A 19859-nucleotide genomic window follows, 5' to 3' on the forward strand; every position below is an offset into this window, starting at 1 on the left:
CCGACGCACGGCATCGCCACCGGGAGCGATGTCGCGGTGTGGTCGTGTCCCGTTCGGGCGGAGGCTATTACCTGGGGGGCAGGATTCCCGAGAGGTCGGCGTTACGGATCGGCGTCTCGGTGTCGGACTGGGCGCGGCACATCGGATCGATGACCGAGATCGCGCCGGCGATGTCCTGAGACGACGGCGTCGCCAGCTCGGTGTCCTTCTGCAGATACTTGCGCACCGTCATTTCCTGCTTGTCGCGGTCTTGCGCGACGAACTCGTTGCACGGGGTATCGCCACCTCGGTTGACCACGTCCTCGGCTTTGTCACACCCTGCGAGCGCGAGCACCGCCGCGGTCACGGCCACCATCATCGAAACGCTCGTGCGCACACGCTGTCCCACCGATTCCCACCTTCGTCCATTGGTCCGGGCCGTGCGCTCAGCCCGGCCGCGGGTCGGTCTACCGCGTATGCCCGCCCGGCCGGCACCGAAACTCCACCGACTCGGGCAGGTGGTGGCGGCCGGTGCTCAGGTGTGCGCTGCGAGTTCGGCGGCGATCGCGTCGACGAAATCCGGCAGGTCCTCGGGCGTGCGCGAGGTGATCAGCGTCCAGCCTTCGCGGGGGTCGCGCGCCACCGCCTCGTCGACCCAGTCGGCACCCGCATTGACCAGGTCCGTTCGCAACGACGGGTACGAGGTCAGGGTCTTGCCTTTCGCGATGTCGGTCTCCGCCAGCAGCCACGGCCCGTGACAGATCGCGGCGATCGGGGACCCCGCCTCGACGAACGCCCGAACGAGGCCCTGCGCCGACGGGTCGACGCGGAGTTTGTCCGCGTTGACGGTTCCGCCCGGAACAACCAGCACGTCGAACGCGGCCGGATCGATCTCGGCGAGCGCGGTATCGGGCTGCACGACCTCGTCCGGCTCCAGATCATGCCGGAACGTCCGCACGGGAGCCCGCTCGATCGCGCCGTGGGTCACCTGCGCACCACGCTCACGTAACCGATCGCGCGGCACCACCAGCTCGTCGTGTTCCACACCCGTGTTCGATGTGGCGATCAGCACCCGCATGCCATCGAGTTCGTCGGACATCGAAACCTCCCGTGATCAAGGTCTTCGGCCCGGACCGGTGCCGGTCCCAACCGCGGTACCTCCGCGCTTTACCCACCAAGGAAGGCCTCAACCACGTAGCTCCCGGCCATGGGGCCCCTCCGCAGCTTGATCGCGGGCACAGGGGCGGCCCGGCGTGTGTTCTCGGGACACGCGTGACCTGATCACCGGCACGCGTCCGGACATGGCAGAGGTCGAGACGTTCCGCGGGCTCGGCGCCCGGGCGGGGCGCCCACCCCGCCGACGCTCACCGTCGGTGCGAGCGACATCGCATAATGCCTGGTATGGACCTGCGCCCGGAGTTGCTCCCGCCCACCGTGACTCGAACGCGCCTCTCCGAACTCGGCACCCAGATCGAGCGAATCGCCGACTTGATCATCAGCGGCGCGCCCGCCGAGGAAGCGGTGGCGACGTTCAACGCCGAGACCGGGCACAGCTACACGCCCCTCGATTTCATCGGGTATCACGGTGCCCGCGACCTCGACGATTTCGCCCGCGAGGCGGCCCGCCCGGCGTGGCCCCGGTTTCCCGGCATCACGCGCGAGGAGCTGGTAGCCGTCGTGGAGCGGATTCTGGCCGCGGATCCCGAGACCGACTACTACCTCTTGGTTTTCACCACGAACGTGCCGCACCCACGCGCGGCGGATCTTATCTACCACCCGGAACCCGGCCTCGCGGAGCTCTCGGCCGAGTCGGTCGTGGACGCGGCGTTGAAGTATCGGCCGATCGAACTGTAGCGGTTGCACACCTCGAGAAAGTGACCGTGTGAGTCCAGAACGGTTGTGGCGCTTCAGGAGTGGTCGAACATGCTGACCACGCTCCGTGGCGCTTCCCCGCCGAAGAAGGTCTCGAGGTTTCGCGCCGAGCGAGCGGCAGCATTGCCGCCACGCCGGAACAGTTGCTCCTCGTACTCGGTGAGCGCGGCTTCGGCATCGTGGTGACCGACAAGCTTGCTCGCCAGGTCGGCGCCGTCGTACATCGCCAGGTTCGCACCCTCACCGGCGAAGGGTGACATCAGGTGCGCGGCATCGCCGATGAGTGTCACGCCCGGGACCCTGTCCCAGGTGAGCCCGACGGGGAGGGCGTAGATGGGCCGGAGCCAGGGTTCCGCGTCGCTGCGGGTCACGAAGGCGGTCAGTCGTGGCGACCAGCCCTCGAATTCGGCGGCGACTTCGCGCAGGCCCGCGGGCGGGTCGGTGAAATCGATCGACCTCATCCACTCCTCGGGCTTGTTCAGAGCCACGTATCCGGCCACGCGCCCGTCGGCGTAGCGATGGGCGATGATGCCTTTACCGGGCGCGACCGCCATCAGCGTGCCGCTGCCGATCTCGGCCACGCCCGCCCGAGCGGCCCGCGCCGCCGAGGCGAAAGCGATTTCTATGAAACAGATTCCGCTGTACACGGGCTCGGCGGGAGTGAGTAGCGGGCGCACCTTCGACCATGCGCCGTCCGCACCGATGACGATGTCGGCGTGGGCGGCGGAGCCATCCGCGAAAGCGAGGTCATAGCCTCTGCCCGTGCGGGGCCGGACCGATGAGAGCTTATGACCCCACTCAATCGTCCCGGGAGGCAGCGAATCGATGAGCAGGCGGCGCAGTTCACCGCGGTCCACCTCCGGACGAGCGGAACCGGGTACCGCAGGCCTGTCGAGCAGAATGTCGCCGTGACGGTCGACCACGCGCTTGGCGTCCTCGCCCGGGCGGATCAGTGTGCGGAAATCGTCGTACAGGCCGGCCGCGCGCAGCGCGAGTTGACCGGTCTCTTCGTGGATGTCGAGCAGGCCGCCTTGCGTACGGGTGGTCGCCGAGGCCTCGCCCTCGTAGATCGTCGCGGCGACGCCATGCGCCCGCAGTACTCGAGCGAGCGTCAGTCCGCCCAGTCCGGCTCCGACGATGGCAATGATCTTCTGCATGGTGGCGCTCCTCCGGCTCGCCGACGCGTGTCGGCACGGTTGCCGGGAGCGGGCGGTGTGGCCCGATCCCGGTAGGGAGACGCTCAACGATCAGAACTGAATCGATGTACGGGCGACGTCCCGCTCTGAACGGCGGAACGCGCTTTTCGCGACAGGTCAACCATAGCTCGGTGCCGGAGGGGCGGCGGGTGAGGCTGCTCACGGCGCAACGCGCCACACCGGCCGGGCTCGGGTCAGGTCGCGGGCGGGTAGCCGGACGGCGGCTGCTGCGGGTACACCGGCGGCTGCTGCTGATACACCGGCTGCTGCTGCGGGTACACCGGCTGCTGCTGATAGCCATACGGGGCCTGATTCGCCGGGCCCGGTTGCGGATAGCCCTGCGGCGGATACTGCCCGGGGTGCGGAGTCCATTGCTGTTGCGGCGCATACGGTCCCGGCTGCATGGTGTGGCCCGGCGGGTAGCCGGGGTAACCGGCGCCGGGCCGGTGGGGCGGGCGCTTGGACGACGTGGCGGCTCTGATGACGAGCACGATCACCACCGCCATCATGGCGAAGAAACACAAGCCCCCGAGTAGTTCGAACATGCACTCACCCTCGCACATCGGCCCTCGCTCGACGGTGCGCGACGGACGCCGCGTCGTTCGGCACGAACCAAGTCCGCGGGACCTCGCCGAAGACGCCGGTCCGGGTGCCGCCCATCCGTTCGCAAGTCGACGCCGATCTCGGCCGGTAGTGCGACCTCGTCGCGGCGCAGCCCCCGCACGCGGCGATACCCGAGACAGCCAGCCAGCTACGTCGCGATCCAGTCGCGGATCGCGGAGACGAACTCCTCGGGGGCGTCGGACTCCACGTAGGTGCCCGCACCCTCGACGATGACCGTCTTGTGTTCGGGGAAGGTCGCTTCCAGCCGCCGGCGTTCCGCGGGGCGGAAGGCTATGTCGGCATCGCCCCATATGATCAGCGTCGGCCGGTGGGCGATATCGGGCAGCTTCGCCTCGACCTCGGCGAAGAACTCGCGGCTCGCCAGAACCCGGCCCGGCAGCACCGCGGAGGCTTGACGGCGCTCGGGGGTGCCCAGTGCCCGCCGGTAGTGGTCCATCTCGGCGACGGTGGGTTTGCGCCTGCGGTGGCCGGTCGGGATGAACACGTTGACCAGCAGGTTGAACCGGCGGACCAGTAAGCGGCTCAACGGATTACCGGCGAGGTGGCCGAAGGCTTCGAAGTGCGGGACGCCGTTGACCGGCCACGCCCAGGTGTTGGCGAGCACGAACCGCTCGAAGGCGTCCGGCCGCCGCTGCGCGACCGCCAGGCCGATCAGGCCGCCCCAGTCCTGTCCGACCAGCGTGATCTCCGCCAAGCCGAGTGCATCGACGAACCCGGTGACCACATCGGCGTGCTGCTCGGGCAGGAAGCGGTAGCCGGGTTCGGGCACAGAGAGCCCGAAGCCCGGGTAATCCATTGCTACGCATCGGAAGTCGTCGCGCAGTGCGCTGATCACCGCACGCCACAGGAACGACCAGGTCGGATTGCCGTGCAGGAAGAGAAGTGTGGGACCGGCCCCTTCGTCGACGTAGTGCACGGTGTGGCCGTCGATATCGACGAAGCGGCTCTCGAACGGGAACAAAGCGTCATCGACCCAGGCGGGTCGAACGCGGCCGGTGGTATCGGTCATGGTGAAACCCCCTACGTTCGCCATCAATGTATGCTTGATCTTCTCAAGTGCACTTGAAATTCTCAAGCGATTGAAGGAATTGATGCGTAGCTACGGCCAGTACTGCGGGCTCGCCCGATCCCTCGAGGTCGTGGGCGACCGATGGAATCTGCTCATCGTGCGCCAGCTGCTCCTCGCCCCCGCCCGCTACCGCGACCTGATCGAAGGCTTGCCCGGCATCGCGACCAACCTGCTCGCCGACCGCCTGCGCGACCTCGAAGCGTCCGGAGTGATCGAACGCCGGCTGACGGGCACGGGCAACACGGTCGAATACGCTCTCACCCCCTGGGGCGCCCAGCTGCGTGAGCCGATCGAGGGCCTCATCCGCTGGTCCACCCCACTGATGACTTCCGGCCCCGGCACCGATACGTTCCGGCCCGAATGGCTGGCCCTCGCCGTCCCCGCGCTGCTCGCCGCCCGGGTCGGGGACCGCCCCTGCGCGACGATCGGCCTCGAGATCGGCGAGCGGACCTTTCAACTCCGCTCGGCGAGAACGGGATTCGAGGTCGCTCCCCACGATGGCGGCGAACTCGACGCGACCGTCAGCGCCGATCCCGCCTTCATCCTCGGACTCGCCGCGGGCGCGCTCTCCGTCGATGACGCCCTCGCGCTGGGCCTGAGGATCGACGGTGATGAGTCCGTGGTCCGCAGCGCATTCGCCGCCTGAACTCGCCTCCGACGAAAACGGTTCGGGCAGCCACGGCGACGGGCCGATACGGTGGGCGGTGTCGTGAACGCCGATCCGGGCGTTCCCGGGCTCTGAAGGGGAACCATGTTGGTCGATGATCGGCGGCCCGTACCGGCCGGAACCACCCGCGTGCTGCTGGCGGCGCGAACCCACGCGCCCGCGCATCTGGGAGCGTTCCTGCTCACCGCCACCGGTACGCGTCACGACGACACCGACTTCGTCTTCGGCGCCAAACGTGCGGCTCCGGGGGTGCGATCACTGGACTCGGAACCCGGGATGTTCTCCGCGCTGGAGCTGGATCTCGGTCGGGTTCCCACCGAAATCACCACCGTGCGTGTGGTTCTGGGCCTGGACAATCCCCATGGGACGTTCGACGGCGAAACGGTGGTGATCGAGGCGAGCGACGATCGCGGCTCGATCGCCCACAGCTACAAGCTGTTCGACCTCGGCGATGTCAGCGCGTTGATCGCGCTCGATATCGAACGCGTCGAGAACCGGTGGCAGATCGTCGATCGCGGGCGCGGCCACGCCGGCGGCTTCATCGGCCTGATGGCACAGCACCACGTGTTCCTCGACGGCCACCCGGTGCATGTTCAGCCGCCCACCGAAGCGGTCGTGGACATTTCGCGATCTCTCGAGCTCGATCCCGGCCAGACCATCCGGCTGCGAACCGGCACCGGCGAGAGCCTCGATCACGTCCGGATGAGTGTCGGCTGGGATCCGCTGTCGACGGTCGACGCCGCCGCGCGCATCGACCTCGACTCCGCCGCACTGCTTTTCGACCACCGGCATCAGCTGCTCGACGTCGTGTATTTCGCGCAGCTCAGCTCCAAGGACGGCTCGGTCCGGCACCTGGGCGACGATCTGACCGGACACGGCGCGGGGGACGGCGAGATCATCACCGCCGACCTCGCCCGCATCCACGATCAGGTCGCGACCGTCGTTCTGATCGTAACCTCGTACGGCGGGCACAGTTTCGACACGGTCGGCAACGCCCACTGCCATCTCTTCGACAGCGTCCGCGGCGCGGAGCTCGCGCATTTCGACCTCGCCGGTGGCGGCCGGCACACCGGCCTCGTCCTGGGCAAGCTCTATCGCACCCGGTCCGGCTGGAAACTTCAGGCCATCGGCGACCCGATCATCGCCACCCACCCCGGCGAGGCCCTCCCCCACCTGACGAAGTACCTCGCCTGATACCGGTATGGGGATCTCCGCGGTCGGCGAATTCCATAGCCGCTTCGAGGCATGGAACTGGAAGCGCAGTGGCACAGGTGAATTTGCCACGCGGGCGCACACATCAGGCTCGCGCGCAGCCCTGCTCGACGACAGCTGATCCAGTAACCGTTGATGATTTGGCGTGGGCGGGCGGTGGCGGATGACCGAAATCGAGCGTGACCGCGCGTTCGATCTCGGGTTGGCCGCCCGTGCGCTGTGCGCCGCCATCCAACGCGGCCCGACAGCCGCGGCTCGACCGCACGCTCGCACCGAGCAGACAATGTAGTGCCGCTGCCCTGCAGTACCCGAATATTCCGACATTCGGGACTGGTTCGCGCGCAATCCGTTTGAGTAGTTCGCGCGCGGATACTTCGGTTGCGACACCGTGCCGCGGAGGGCGAGGTGTCGGGCAGCCGACGCGGTCCCGGCCTACACGGGGCTCGTTCGGAGATGCGTTGCCGCACCGGTGGATGTACCCCTCATCCCCCGCATCCGCCGGTGCGGCGACGCGCAATCAGAGTGTCGTGCCTCGTGCACTACGGCGGATGAATCGCTGTGCACGCTCGCGAGGTTCTCGGTCATCGTTCGCCTCCGCATCAGGCGTGACATGAACGATCCAGCAGGGCTCACGGCGAACCTATTCCGCCCACCTCACGACATCGAGAACCAGCCGGTCCTTCATTCAGCACTACAAAGCGTTCAGCGGCGGCCGGGTAAGGCGCGGAGTTGATTTTCGCACCCGCCGTGGAGTCATTTTCCGGAGTGCGACCGCGTGAGTCCCGATCCGACCCGGTTCAGCATCTGGCCGATTAGGTGGGCGGATCGGGCCGACGCCGGCGCTTCGCGAGGGGTGCCCTCCCACGCGGTGGTGGTGAGAGATGCAACGGCAGTGCGAGTTCGGGTGTCGTTGCCGGCGGCCAGTACCAGAATGAACCGCACGTAGTCGCCGATGTCGGTGCCCGGCGGGTGCTGCTCGGTAAACCCTTCGAGCCGCGGGGTCAGGGCGGGTAGCGTTCGGGCGGTGGGGAACACCACGGCCAGGGCCGCGAGTGCCAACCGGACCGCCGGGCGTTCGGATGCCCACCGGGCGAGCAGGTCCGGGGTGCAGCGCCGGACCGCCTCCCGTGCTCGGTTCTCGTTCTCGGGATCCGCGTACGGTGTTGTGCCGGGCCAGTATTCAGCCACGTGACGGTCCGCGAGGGTGGCGATGCCGAACAGCAGGCTGATCACCCGGAAACGCTGCTGTGGTGGCACGCGGTCGTCGATGGCCAAGGCCGCCAGCAGCGCGACGCCGTCGGGAGTATCGGGTAGGCAGGTGTCCTGATGGAGGATCTCACTGTAGAAGTCCGCGAGGAAGAAGCGATCGTCGGTCCAGAACGGGTCGACCGAGGACTGGAACAGCATCGCCGCCTGCGGCGGACGCGGGCCTGTCAGCCGGTCGGTGACGACGTCCCGGAAGATCCGCCGGATCGGCGGCTCATCGGGAAGTCACCCCGGTCGGAGCTACAGCTGATCATGGCCATCGCAGACTACTGTCGCAGTGCGACACACTCTTCGGTGCGGGCCCGGTTGGTCTTCCGATGCGCATCGGAGAGAGTTGCTCGTGGTGCCGGGAATGGGGAAGGAGCACCCGCTCATCGTGGCGAGTGTTCCTTCGGATCGGAAGGCCGACCGGCGCTGCGTTCAGCGTGACTCGCGCCGGTTCCGGGCCTGTCGAGCGAGCCCCGATTCACGCACCGTTTCTGATCGACTCGGCGACCACGGCGACGCCGGAACCGCCTCGCCCCGAGTCGATTCCGCGCCGGAGCAGCTGGGCGAACAGCTCGGGTACCGCGGTGTCGATGCCCTGGCGGCGGCTGGTCTCGAGCAGGTGGTGTACCGCGTCGGCGTGCACCTTCACCGTGCCGTCGGCGTCGGACAACTCGCCGCGATCGAGTTGGCTCGCGTGTTCGGCGAACAGGCGCGCGATGAACGACAGGTGCCCGACGGCGACTTCGGCGAAGGTCTTCGCCGCTACCTGCTCGGTCCCCAGGAGCGCCGCGCCGTGGTAGAAGCCGCTCAGCGAGCCCCAGATCAGGCCGAACAACGCGGTGTCGTACATGGCGGCGAGTCCGGGATCGGCGCCCAGGTACACCGCGTTGCCGAGGGCGGACAGCGCCGGCCGGTGCGACGCGAAGGACTCTTCCGGCCCGCTGAAGATGAAGAGCGCCTCCGGCTTCCCGACCACCGTGGTGCCGCTCATCGCCGCGCCATCAAGGTAGCCGATGCCGCGTTCGCCCGACCAGGCCGCCAGCGCCCTGGCCTGCTCGGGAGTGCCGGAGATCAGGTTGACGATCGTCTTGCCGCGCAGGTCGTCGACGACCGGCTCCAGAAGCTGTTCGGCGGCAGCGTAATCCGACAAAACCGTGATGATCAGGTCGGCCGTGCGCACCGCATCGGCCACCGACTCCGCGCGCCGCGCGCCGCGTTCGACCAGAGCATCCGCCTTGGCGGGCGTGCGGTTCCACACCGCGAGGTCATGGCCGTTGTCCAGAAACGCCCGGGCCAGAGTTGCTCCGAGTTGGCCGAGACCGAGGACGGCCAGGCTGGTCGGGTGTGCGGTAGTCATTGGTGTTCTCCTGCCGTGGGTACGCCGGTGTGGCGACAAGCAGGGGTAACCCCCGCCGGACAAGACCGCATTCCGGTCCGCGGAGCAAAATCCGCCGGTTTCGCGGCGAGTGAAAAGTGGCGGGAACCGGAATATTTTCGCCGGAAACCCCGGCCCGCGGAGACCCCGTGTGGGTTCTCCGCGGGTCTTCACCGACCGGGCCGGCGGTTCACCGGTTGCCGATCAGGAACCGGCGCTGCTGCCGGTCAGAGCCGGGAGGATGCCGTAGCGGCCGAGACTGCCGGTTTCGATGAGGCCGCACGCACCCTGGTTGAGGGGGCTGGCGGTGACGCTTCCGGCCGGCGCCCGCTCGACCGTCACCGTGATCGTCCGAGAAGTGCCGGCGTGCCTGGTGACCAGCACGTGAGTTCCGGGAATGGTGGGCACCCACTGCACCGACGCGTAGGTGCCGCCACCCTCGTAGCCGCCCAGTGTCCCGCTGTTCCCGATGCATTCGCCGTTGTCGAAGAAAACAACTCGCGGGTTCTGCAGGTCCATGCGCGACAGCTCGCCGGATGCGTACAGCTGGTAGCGCTGCCCCACCACGTACGGCCCACCGGCGGGATCGATGACGAATTCGGTTACCGTCGCGGAAGCCGGCGCGGCGATCACGGCGGCCAAGGCCGCGGCACCCGTCAAACCCGTTGCACCCCTGGCAATCCAACGTCCAGTGTTCATTCACTCGCCTCCGGTTCGCGACCCACCCGCGGGGTCGGTGAAGGCTAGCTTCCCGAAACTCTGAATCATGGCAATTTCAGAGTTGGGCCGACCCCCGAATTACAGGGGCAACGCGGCCACGCGAGCCACCTCCGTTCGCTGGATGCGCTGTCCGGGTTGACCGCCGATTCCACCGTTCAACGGCCTGATGAATTGCTCTGTCTTGCAATGACAGTCAGGGATCAGGCGGTGATCGAGTTCGCGGGCAATTACGTGTCCGCGTTCGACGGAACCGACACCTTCGACGAACCCCACTGAGGCACAAGGGGATAGACGCAGACTCCCGGGTTACCCGGGGCCCGGCGTTCAGCCTCGATCGACGGCCCGGTAGGTGGTGACCGGCGGCAGGGCCGGATCCTCATCCTGCCAATCCCCGCGCCCCATGATGACCAGCGCCGTGAACGAGCCGATGGACACGACCACGCCGCCGAGCGCGACGGCGAGTGCTGTCGGCGCACCGTCCCGCTGGCGGCTGCTGGTGGCGAGTTCGTCGGCGTAGGTGGTGTTCTTGCCGGTCGAGGACACGCATCTGTCGCCCGGCGACATCTCCCGCTCGTCGCACATGGCGCGGCCGGGGTCGGCGGAGTTCCAGACGAAGAAGAGCAGGCCGGCGATGATCGCCGCGAGCCCCCCGGCCGAGGCGAGAAACTGAGCGATTCGCTCGGCGGGGCGGGAGGGCCGCTCGGGTGCGGCCGATGACGACGTGCGTTGACGCCACGCCCGATCGTGGTCGCGGCGGTCGATGAAACGTACGTGCGGGGCTACTTTTCCGATGTAGTCGAAGAACTCCCACCACTGCACGTCGTAGCCTCCGGTCAAGGCGAAACCCCTGCTCGTGCGTCCGTCACGCAGGCCGACCCGGAACTCGGCGCCGTACTTGCCGCCGATCGACATCCACTCGATCTGTGACCAGTCCCGACGCCAGCGCCGGGACATGACGAGCTCGGATACGGTCGCGCGGTACATCGGTGCGCGGGTGACGTTCCGGACGAAGCCGATCACGCCGAACGGTACGACCAGCAGCATCGGCACCAGACCCAGTAGGGCCCAGTAGCGCAGGTTCAACAGGAAATACAGGCCGCCGACGACCACCGCGCAGAACACCGACAATATCAAGGTGTTGGTGACCCGTTGCCGCACATACTCTTCCGGCGGCGCGTGATTGATGCGCAGCTCCGCTGGAACCGGCGACGAACTCATGAACCCACCCCGAAAACGACTGTCAAACAGACTGAATGGTCATCCTACGGTGACGACGTTTGCGCGTCAGTGGATCCCGTTACCACCGACGCGGGCATCGCGGAGCGCCGGGCCCCACCGCCTTCGATTGTTGTGCGCCGCAACCACTCTATGCGTACGGTAGCTAACGATGTCTTGAAGCTGTTCCAGGACAGAGGAAATGGGGGACACACACGGATAGCCATGGCCACACCCGGCGTAGGGCGCCGCCCACCGGGGGCCGAACACCGGCTGTCCGCGCACGATAGAGACGCACCCCTTTGATCGCCCGTCACCCGACCACGACCATCCAGGGAATTTCACCGTGACCACTTCCTATCCGCCCGGACCCGCACAGCCGCCCGCGGAGCCGATGTACACCAGCGAATTCGCGCAGGACCCGCATGCCGCCTACGCGCGGTGGCGGGCGGCCTACGGGTCGCTCGTGCCGGTCGAGCTCGCGCCGGGAGTGCCGGCCACCCTGGTGGTGGGGTATGCCACCGCGTTGCGGATCCTCAACGACCCCGCGCACTTTCCCGCGGATCCGCGCGGCTGGCAGACCTCGGTCGACCCGCAATGCCCGATCCTGCCGATGATGGAGTGGCGGCCCAACGCGTTGCGCAGCAGCGGGCACGAGCACGCGCGGTATCGAGCCGCGAACGTCGCGGCGATCGACACGGTCGATCTGCACGGGATGCGCACGGTCATCGAGAAATTCGCCGAACCGCTGATCGAGCAGCTCGGCGGCGACGCCCGGGGCCGGGACGGTACGGCCGATCTGCTCGGGCAGTACATCTACCCGCTCATCCATCAGGTGCTGGCGTACGTCCTGGGTTTCGATGACGACACCAACGAACGGGTAAGCGCCGGAATGGCATTGATGTTCGACGCCACCGCCGACGCCGCGGCGGGCAATGCCATGCTCATCGCCGCGCTCGTCGAGCACATCGAACGCAAGCGCGTGTGCCCGGGCAGCGACATCACCTCCCGCATGCTCGGCTCGGCCGACCTGAGCACCGAGGAACTCATCCATCAGCTCGTGACCCTGCACGGCGCCGGCAGCGAACCGCAGGTGCACCTGATCTCCAACGCGCTGCTGCTGATGATGACCGACGACCGTTTCGCCGGCGACCTCATCGGCGGCAGCCTGCTCACCCGCGACGCGCTCGACGAGGTGCTGTTCACCAACCCGCCGCTGGCGAACTTCTGCACCACCTATCCCCCGCAGCCGACCCTGATCGAGGACACCTGGCTGCCCGCCCACCGGCCCGTCGTCATCAGCATGGCCGCGTGCAACGCCGACCCGAGCATCCACACCGACCGCACCCTGCACACCGGCAATCGATCCCACCTGGCCTGGAGCGCCGGGCCGCACCGATGCCCGGCTCAGCACCTGGGCTACCAGATCGCCATCGACACGATCGACTACCTGCTCGATGTGCTGCCGGACCTCCGATTGGCCGTTGCCACAGCGGATTTGGACTGGCGTCCGGGCCCGTTCCACCGAGCGCTGACCGCGCTGCCGGTCACGTTCCCCCGATCCCCGCATCCGAGTTAGTTCACCGAGTGAGGAATTACGATGACCGACACACCACTGGTCCTGGACCCGACCGGCGCAGACATCCAGGGCGAGTCCGCCCGCATCCGCGCCCGCGGCCCGGTCACCCTGGTCGAGCTGCCCGGTGAGGTGCGCGCCTGGGCGATCACCGATCAGGACATCCTGCACACCCTGCTGCGCGACCCCCGCGTCTCCAAGGACGCCCGTCAGCACTGGCCCGACTTCATCTCCGGAAAGGTCGGCGCGGACTGGCCGCTGTACACCTGGGTCGCGGTGACCAACATGTTCACCGCCTACGGCCAGGACCACACGCGCCTGCGCAAGCTCGTCCAGCCCGCCTTCACCGGCCGCCGCACCCAGGCCATGCGCCCGCGGGTCGAGGGTCTCGCCGCGGACCTGCTCGACCAGCTCGCGCAGACCCCGCCCGGCCAGCCGGTCGATCTGCGCGAGAACTACTGCTACCCACTGCCGATCGCGGTCATCTCCGAACTGATGGGCGTGCCCGACACCCTGCACCCTGGCCTGCGGGCGTGCGTCGACGGCATCTTCGACACATCGCTCACAGCCGAACAGGCGATGGCCAATTTCGTCGAGATGCAGCGGATCCTGCGCGAGCTGGTGGCCTACCGCCGCGACAACCCGGGCGACGACATGACCAGCGTGCTCATCACCCACCGCGACGAGGACGACGGCTCGAGCCTGACCGAACAGGAACTCGTCGACACCCTGCTGCTGGTCATCAGCGCGGGGCACGAGACGACCGTCAACCTCCTCGACCAGGCCATCTACCTGCTGCTCACCCAGCCCGAGCAGTACGCCAAGGTCGTCGCGGGGACCGTGACCTGGAACGAGGTCGTCGAGGAAGCGCTGCGGTTCGAGGCGCCGGTCGCGCACCTGCCGCTGCGGTACGCGGTCGAGGATCTCGACATCGACACCCCCGCCGGTCCCGTCCGAATCGGCCGGGGCGAAGCCATTTTGGCGTCGTATGCCGCCGCGGGGCGTGATCCCAAGGTCCACGGCGACACCGCGGACGAGTTCGACATCGCCCGGGAAGTGAAGTCGCACATGGCATTCGGCTACGGCGCGCACCTGTGCCTGGGCGCGCCGCTGGCCCGGCTGGAGGCGCACATCGCGCTCTCCGCGCTGTTCGAGCGCTTCCCGAACATGCGCCTGGCCAAGGATCCCGCCGAGCTCGGCACCACCAGTTCGTTCATCTCCAACGGCCACGCCAGCCTGCCGGTGTACCTCGACTCCTGAGTCGAGCCGCCTCCGATGAGCGACGCCGTGTCCGCGCTCATCGGAGGGCCGCGGCCCGGCCCTGATTCCCGGCCGAATCCGCGTCACCGCCGCCCGCCGTCCGGCCGCATCGCGTTCAGCTGGAGATTCATGCCGCATGCCACATCTCGGCTAGGCTCGGTGTGCTCAACGGTCCAACAACCCGCCAATGAGTTCATTCGACGTGCGTTCATGACGTCATACGAGTTGGATCGGAGCCCGCGTGTTGCGGCGCGCCCTCGAGGCGGTAGACCTCTCACCCCTGTCCTCATCATCGGATGGGGGCGGTGCCAACGGCATTGGCCGATCACCGGTTCGCGCACCCGCGCCGGAGCCGGTTCCCGTCGATATCGACGCGCCGATCGATGCCTCGACCCCTTCGCGGCGGCAGCCCACCGTACTGCTGATCGAAGACGACCCCGGTGACGCCCTACTCGTCGAGGAGCTGATGGCCGACGGGGCGCCGGGCCTGACCCTGGAATGGGTGCGCTCGCTCGCCGAGGCCGGCGCGTGGCTGGCCGAGGCCCTGCCCGATTGCGTCGTGCTCGACCTGAATCTCCCCGATTCCCAGAACCTCGACGCGCTGGCGCGGTTGCGCAACTACACCGACCAGGTGGCCGTGGTGGTGATGACCGGTCTCGACGAAGAGCAGGCGGGCTCGGCCGCCGTCGCCGCGGGCGCGCAGGACTACCTGGTCAAGGGCCGGGTGGAGGCCGAGCTGTTCGGGCGAGCCGTGCGCTACGCGATTCAGCGCAAGCAGGCCGAGCGCACGGCGGCCGAGCTGCGGGTGAGCAATCTGCGCGCGGCCGAGAACGCCCGGCTCGAGCGCGGGCTGCTGCCCAAGCCGCTGTTCCGGGGCGAGCCCGTGGTCGATGTCGTGGCGCGCTACCGGCCGGGGCGGGCCAGCGCGCTGCTGGGCGGAGACTTCTACGACGTCGTCCAGGAAGCCGACGGCACCGTGCACGCGCTGATCGGCGATGTCGCGGGCCACGGACCGGACGAGGCCGCGATCGGCGTCGGGCTCCGATTGGCTTGGCGCACCCTGGTTTTCAGCGGAATCACCGGCGTCGAGCAGTTGGCGCTGCTGGAGCGGATCCTGCTGGCCGAGCGGCTGGTCGGGCACACCTTCGCGACGGTGACCGTGCTGTGCGCCCGGCCCGGGACCGAAACGATCGAGGTCATTCGCGCGGGCCATCCCGGCATGCTGGTGCGCTCTCCCGGCGGCACGCGCTGGGTCGAGGTCGCCGGTGGACCGGCGCTCGGCATCCTCCCCGGCCGGGTCGTCTGGCCCGTGACCGAGCTCACGCTCCCCCGCGGCCACGCGCTGATGCTGCTCACCGACGGGTTGTACGAGGCCCGCATCGGCCTGGACGGCGAACGACTCGGTGAAGACGGACTGCTGGGCATCGCGAACGGCGTGACGGCCGACCAGGCGTCCGCCTGCGTCGACGAGCTGATCGGCCGTGTCGAGGCCGCCGCAGAATCAAGCGGCGGATTCGACGACGATGTCGCGGTCGTGCACCTGCGATGGCGCTGACCGCCTCCCCTGTTCCGACAACACTCCCGAAAGGTCCCCACCGAACATGACACCCGCAACCCGCCCCATCGACATCCTGCTGGTCGAAGACGACCCCGGTGACGAGCTCATGACCCGGGAAGCCTTCGAGGACAACAAGATCGGCAACACCCTGCACGTCGTGCGCGACGGCCAGGAGGCGCTGGACTTCCTCTACCGCGAGGGCGAATTCGCGAATGCCGCCCGCCCGGATCTGATCCTGCTCGATCTGAACCTGCCGAAGTACGACGGCCGCGAAGTGCTCTCGCGAATCAAATCCGATCCCAACCTCAGCCACATCCCGGTGGTGGTTCTCACCACATCGGCGGCCGAGGAGGACATCCTGCGCAGCTACCGGCTGCACGCCAACGCCTACGTCACCAAACCGGTCGATCTGGACCAGTTCATCGCCGCCATCAAGCACATCGACGAGTTCTTCGTTCAGGTCGTCCGGCTGCCGGGGAACGGCGCTGAGCAGGTACCGCGCCGAGATTCGGACCGCAGTTGATTTCCGCGGGACAACCCCGCCCGTGCACACTGGAACGGTGACCGACATGGAACAGGCAACCCCGCCGGATGCCGAAGCAGAGCAGATCTCCACGCTCGACGGCGTCGCGGATGCCGAAGCCGTCATCGGCACGGGCACCCAGCAGCCCATCGGCGGCTTCAGCTTCTGGTTCGCCGAACAACGCTGGGAGTGGTCCGACGAGGTCGCCGCGATGCACGGCTACGCGCCCGGCGAGGTCGAGCCGACCACCGAACTACTGCTCGCGCATCAGCACCCCGACGATCGGGACCGGGTCGCGGGCGCGATCACCACGATGATCGAGAACGGCGAGCCCTTCTCGAGCCGGCATCGCATCATCGACACCGCCGGATACGAGCGCGAGGTGATCGCGGTCGCCGACATGATCGTCGACGACCGGGACGAGGTCCTGGGCACCAAGGGCTACTACATCGAGGTGACCGATCTCGTCGAGGACGTCGCCGAGGATCTCGCCGAATCGTACGAGGGCCGGCAGACGATCGAGCAGGCCAAGGGCGCGCTCATGCTCGTCTACGGATTGACCCCCGACCAGGCGTTCCGGCTGCTGCGGTGGCGCTCGCAGGAATCGAACGTCAAGCTGCGGGCTCTGGCCACCCAGCTGGTCGCCGAACTCCGGCCGCTCAGTAACGAGTTGCCGCACTTCAGAACTCGGTTCGATCACCGGCTGCTGACGCTGCACGAGCGGATCCGGCGCGACTGATCACGAGGCGCGGGTCAGGGGCCAGTCCTGGGGCAGCCCCAGCCAGGCGCCGATCATCCGCAGCGCGGTGAACAGCGCCTCGATCTCGTCGAAGCCCGATGCCACCGCCTCGCGCCTGCCATCGACACGAAAGCTGCAGACGTAGTACGGGCGTTCCCGCGCGCGGGTCGGCCGGTCGATCTCGACCGCGACCGGCTCGCCGTCGGTGATGAGAATGCGCAAGGCGATGACCTGGCACACGGCAGGCTCGGCGGTCGGCACGGGAATCCGGCTCCGGCTCGGGGTCGCGGGAAAATCCATGGCGGACGGTCCGGGCACGGGGAAGTCGTGGCCGTTGTCGTTGGCGCGCTCGAGCACCTCGCCGACCTCGAAGAGCGCGTTGTACAGCGCGGCCATCTCATCGACGCCGTCGACGGTGTATTCACCGAGACCCTCGATCCGGAAGCCGGAACACCCGCGGCCGTTCGCGGTGTGATCGGGCATACCCACCTCGATCAGCACCGGCCGGTCGCCGTCGGTCACGATCCGCGTCGCGATGACCTCCCCGATTCGATCACTCACTGTTCAGCGCCCCTCCTCGCAGCATCGAAACCGGTCATATCGCTCGCGTACCCGTTGTTGCCGGGTTCAATCCGGCCGGTGTGTTTCGCCGCCCCGCCGACGACCGGCGGGTGAGCATCGGCCGGCGGATCGTAGTGGACCGGGGCGGGACTTCGGAAGACTGAGAATGTCCTGCCTCGCAGCGGGTTCCGGTGCGCAGTAGACAGGAGGGCGACCACTTCCACCGTGCAGAGCCGAGGATCTCCCCCATGAAAATCGCAGGAATCGTCGCCGTCGCATCCGGTGCGCTGATCCTCCCCGCGGTGCTGGCGCCGACCGCTTCGGCCGAGGTGGAAGCCCTCTCCGTCAGCACCGGTCTCATCGAGAACCTCGCGTGCGACGCCGTCGGCGAGACCTGCCGGATCGTCGTCGCGACGGTCGGCACCGGCTACACCCTCCCGATCGTGGTGACCGTGAACGGCAAGACCGTCGCCATGGAGCGCCACGACTACCCGGACCGGGAACGCAGCGGCGCCACCGGCACGTGGCGGCCGACGGCCAAGGGCACGTACACCTTCGTCGCGACCCAGGGCTCGTCGTCCAAGTCCGTCGTCGTCGAGGTCACCCGGGGCATCGACACCGGGTCCCTGACCGGCATCCTCCCCTCCGGCTCGGGCAGCTGAGCGCCGCCCCGCGGTTCGGCCCGGCGGCCGTCAGAGCCGGGCCGGCGCGGCGATGCCGAGGAGCCCGAGACCGTGCGCGAGGGTGCGGGCCGCGAGTTGGCAGACCGCTATCCGGTTGTCGCGCAACGGTTCCGGGGCAGTCAGGACCGGACAGGTGGCGTAGAACTCGGTGAACACGGTCGCCAGCTCGTAGAGGTGGGTGGCCAGGCGATGCGGCTCCAGGGTGCGCGCGACCTCGTCCAGGACGGTCGCGTAATCGTCGAGGGTGAGGATCAGGGCGCGTTCGGCGGGGTCGAGCGGCACGGTGACATCGACCGGAACCGGGCCCGGGTCACCCGCTCTGCGCAGGATCGAGCGGATCCGGGCGTGCGCGTACTGCAGATAGACGCCGGTGTTGCCGTTGAACGCGGTCATGCGCGCGGGGTCGAAGGTGTAGTCCTTGACCCGGCCGGTGGACAGGTCGGCGTACTTGACCGCGCCGATTCCGGCCTGTTCGGCGATGGCGTCGAGTTCGGCCGCGGGCAGGCCCGGATTCTTCTCGGCCACGACCGACCGGGCGGCGGCGACCGCGGCGTCGAGGAGGTCCGTCAACCGGACCGTGCCGCCCGCACGGGTTTTGAAGGGCCGGCCGTCCGGGCCCAGGATCGTGCCGTACGCGACGTGGTCGACCGTCACCGCGCCGGTGAGCCAGCCGGCGCGCCGCGCGGCCTCGAAGATCAGCTGGAAATGCAGCGCCTGACGGGAGTCGGTCACGTACAGCAGCCGATCCGCCGCCAGGGTGGAGATCCGGTAGCGGATGGTGGCCAGATCCGTAGTGTCGTAACCGTATCCGCCGTCGCCCTTGCGGACCATGAGTACGGCCGGGGTGCCGTCGGGGCCGTTCACCCGCTCGGATTTCACGACGATCGCGCCGTCGCTGTGCGTGGCGACGCCCTTGTCCAGCAACTCGGTGACGGTATCGGCGAGCATCGGGTTGTAGAAGGATTCCGGGGCGTAGTCATCCGGGGTGAGCAGCACGCCGAGGCGGTCGTAGATGGCACCGAAGGCGCGCTCGGACTCGGCCACGATCTCCCGCCAGCGCGCCACCGTCGAGGCGTCGCCGCCCTGGAGGGCGACGACCCGGGTCCGGGCCCGATCGGCGAAGTCCGGGTCGGCGTCGAACTCGGCCCGGGCCGCCCGGTAGAGGCCGTCCAGGGTGGACACGGTCGCATCCGCGCCGACTGCTGCCGTGTGCCAAGGCTGTTCGGGATGCTCGTCGATGTACTGGATCAGCATCCCGAACTGAGTTCCCCAGTCACCCAGATGATTGGCGCGCACCACCTCGCCGCCGAGAAACCCGAAGACCCGGGCCAGGGCGTCACCGATGATCGTGGTCCGCAGATGGCCGACGTGCATTTCCTTGGCGACGTTCGGCGCGGAGTAGTCGATAACGATCCGCGAACCCGTCGCGGGCTCCCCCACCCCGAGCCGCGCATCGGCCGCCCGCGCGGCCACCTGCGCCCAGAGCGCGGCGTCGGCGATGGTGATGTTGACGAAGCCCGGTCCCGCCGCCAGCGCCTCGGCGATGACCTCATCGCCGGACAGTCCGTCGAGCAGGTCCGCCGCCAGCCGAGCGGGCGGCTCCCCGGCCCGCTTGGCCAGCGGCAGTGCGGCATTGGATTGGAAGTCGGCCCGGTCCGATCGGCGCACCACCGGATCCGCTCCCGCCATGTCCGGGCGGGCTCGCACGATCGCGTCCGCGACGGCGGACGCGACCTGCGCGAGCAGCGGAAGCACGGTCGGAGCACTCATACGGGA

20 protein-coding genes are annotated in these 19859 nt (G+C 68.3%); 9 read left to right on the plus strand and 11 right to left on the minus strand.

Annotated elements, in window-relative coordinates; translation table 11 throughout:
• Positions 1-67: 67 nt before the first annotated feature.
• The gene (locus ABZ319_RS19050; RefSeq protein WP_354987743.1) at positions 68-388 is read right to left on the minus strand and encodes a hypothetical protein; all 321 of its coding nucleotides are present in this window, start codon (positions 386-388) and stop codon (positions 68-70) included.
• A 126-nt stretch (positions 389-514) separates the two neighbouring features.
• Positions 515-1078 (minus strand): type 1 glutamine amidotransferase domain-containing protein, encoded by a 564-nt coding sequence (locus tag ABZ319_RS19055; RefSeq protein ID WP_354987744.1) that lies wholly within the window; start codon positions 1076-1078, stop codon positions 515-517.
• A gap of 302 nt (positions 1079-1380) precedes the next feature.
• On the opposite strand from ABZ319_RS19055, the gene ABZ319_RS19060 reads away from it, so the two are divergent.
• The gene (locus ABZ319_RS19060; protein WP_354987745.1) at positions 1381-1833 is read left to right on the plus strand and encodes a hypothetical protein; all 453 of its coding nucleotides are present in this window, start codon (positions 1381-1383) and stop codon (positions 1831-1833) included.
• Between the two features lie 53 nt (positions 1834-1886).
• Here the strand turns inward: ABZ319_RS19060 and ABZ319_RS19065 are convergent, their stop codons facing one another.
• The 3 genes from ABZ319_RS19065 to ABZ319_RS19075 all read right to left on the minus strand — a co-directional run bounded on the left by ABZ319_RS19065 (position 1887) and on the right by ABZ319_RS19075 (position 4680).
• Positions 1887-3008, minus strand: coding sequence for an NAD(P)/FAD-dependent oxidoreductase (locus tag ABZ319_RS19065; RefSeq protein ID WP_354987746.1), 1122 nt, complete (start codon positions 3006-3008; stop codon positions 1887-1889).
• 233 nt (positions 3009-3241) lie between these two features.
• Positions 3242-3592 (minus strand): hypothetical protein, encoded by a 351-nt coding sequence (locus tag ABZ319_RS19070; RefSeq protein WP_354987747.1) that lies wholly within the window; start codon positions 3590-3592, stop codon positions 3242-3244.
• A 206-nt stretch (positions 3593-3798) separates the two neighbouring features.
• On the minus strand, positions 3799-4680 hold the full coding sequence (locus tag ABZ319_RS19075) for an alpha/beta fold hydrolase (protein WP_354987748.1): 882 nt from the start codon (positions 4678-4680) through the stop codon (positions 3799-3801).
• 82 nt (positions 4681-4762) lie between these two features.
• Here ABZ319_RS19075 and ABZ319_RS19080 point away from each other — a divergent pair, with 82 nt between their 5' ends.
• The gene (locus ABZ319_RS19080) at positions 4763-5386 is read left to right on the plus strand and encodes a helix-turn-helix domain-containing protein (RefSeq protein ID WP_354987783.1); all 624 of its coding nucleotides are present in this window, start codon (positions 4763-4765) and stop codon (positions 5384-5386) included.
• 105 nt (positions 5387-5491) lie between these two features.
• The gene (locus tag ABZ319_RS19085) at positions 5492-6601 is read left to right on the plus strand and encodes a TerD family protein (RefSeq protein ID WP_354987749.1); all 1110 of its coding nucleotides are present in this window, start codon (positions 5492-5494) and stop codon (positions 6599-6601) included.
• 771 nt (positions 6602-7372) lie between these two features.
• Here the strand turns inward: ABZ319_RS19085 and ABZ319_RS19090 are convergent.
• The 4 genes from ABZ319_RS19090 to ABZ319_RS19105 all read right to left on the minus strand — a co-directional run bounded on the left by ABZ319_RS19090 (position 7373) and on the right by ABZ319_RS19105 (position 11186).
• Complete coding sequence (locus tag ABZ319_RS19090; RefSeq protein WP_354987750.1) at positions 7373-8026, minus strand: hypothetical protein; 654 nt, start codon at positions 8024-8026, stop codon at positions 7373-7375.
• Positions 8027-8351: 325 nt separating this feature from the next.
• Positions 8352-9230: an NAD(P)-binding domain-containing protein gene (locus ABZ319_RS19095; protein ID WP_354987751.1), complete on the minus strand. Its 879-nt coding sequence runs from the start codon at positions 9228-9230 to the stop codon at positions 8352-8354.
• Between the two features lie 222 nt (positions 9231-9452).
• On the minus strand, positions 9453-9947 hold the full coding sequence (locus ABZ319_RS19100; protein WP_354987752.1) for a hypothetical protein: 495 nt from the start codon (positions 9945-9947) through the stop codon (positions 9453-9455).
• A gap of 345 nt (positions 9948-10292) precedes the next feature.
• Positions 10293-11186, minus strand: a complete 894-nt coding sequence (locus ABZ319_RS19105) for a hypothetical protein (RefSeq protein WP_354987753.1) — start codon at positions 11184-11186, stop codon at positions 10293-10295.
• 343 nt (positions 11187-11529) lie between these two features.
• Here ABZ319_RS19105 and ABZ319_RS19110 point away from each other — a divergent pair, with 343 nt between their 5' ends.
• The 5 genes from ABZ319_RS19110 (at position 11530) to ABZ319_RS19130 (ending at position 16839) form a co-directional block, all read left to right on the plus strand.
• Complete coding sequence (locus ABZ319_RS19110) at positions 11530-12762, plus strand: cytochrome P450 (RefSeq protein ID WP_354987754.1); 1233 nt, start codon at positions 11530-11532, stop codon at positions 12760-12762.
• 21 nt (positions 12763-12783) lie between these two features.
• Positions 12784-14019, plus strand: coding sequence for a cytochrome P450 (locus ABZ319_RS19115; protein WP_354987755.1), 1236 nt, complete (start codon positions 12784-12786; stop codon positions 14017-14019).
• A 367-nt stretch (positions 14020-14386) separates the two neighbouring features.
• The gene (locus ABZ319_RS19120; protein ID WP_354987784.1) at positions 14387-15574 is read left to right on the plus strand and encodes a SpoIIE family protein phosphatase; all 1188 of its coding nucleotides are present in this window, start codon (positions 14387-14389) and stop codon (positions 15572-15574) included.
• A gap of 46 nt (positions 15575-15620) precedes the next feature.
• Positions 15621-16100 carry a response regulator gene (locus ABZ319_RS19125; RefSeq protein WP_354987756.1) on the plus strand — a complete coding sequence of 160 codons (480 nt, stop codon included), beginning with the start codon at positions 15621-15623 and terminating at the stop codon, positions 16098-16100.
• A gap of 46 nt (positions 16101-16146) precedes the next feature.
• On the plus strand, positions 16147-16839 hold the full coding sequence (locus ABZ319_RS19130; protein ID WP_354987785.1) for a PAS and ANTAR domain-containing protein: 693 nt from the start codon (positions 16147-16149) through the stop codon (positions 16837-16839).
• Here the strand turns inward: ABZ319_RS19130 and ABZ319_RS19135 are convergent, their stop codons facing one another.
• Positions 16840-17400, minus strand: a complete 561-nt coding sequence (locus ABZ319_RS19135; RefSeq protein WP_354987757.1) for a hypothetical protein — start codon at positions 17398-17400, stop codon at positions 16840-16842. It abuts the gene before it with no gap.
• Positions 17401-17648: 248 nt separating this feature from the next.
• On the opposite strand from ABZ319_RS19135, the gene ABZ319_RS19140 reads away from it, so the two are divergent.
• A complete protein-coding gene (locus ABZ319_RS19140) occupies positions 17649-18062 on the plus strand; it encodes a hypothetical protein (protein WP_354987758.1) in 414 nt (137 codons plus the stop codon).
• 30 nt (positions 18063-18092) lie between these two features.
• Here the strand turns inward: ABZ319_RS19140 and argS are convergent, their stop codons facing one another.
• Positions 18093-19853 (minus strand): arginine--tRNA ligase, encoded by a 1761-nt coding sequence (gene argS, locus ABZ319_RS19145; protein WP_354987759.1) that lies wholly within the window; start codon positions 19851-19853, stop codon positions 18093-18095.
• Positions 19854-19859: the final 6 nt, after the last annotated feature.

It is taken from the genome of Nocardia sp. NPDC005978 (genome assembly GCF_040614455.1).
GTDB lineage: Bacteria > Actinomycetota > Actinomycetes > Mycobacteriales > Mycobacteriaceae > Nocardia.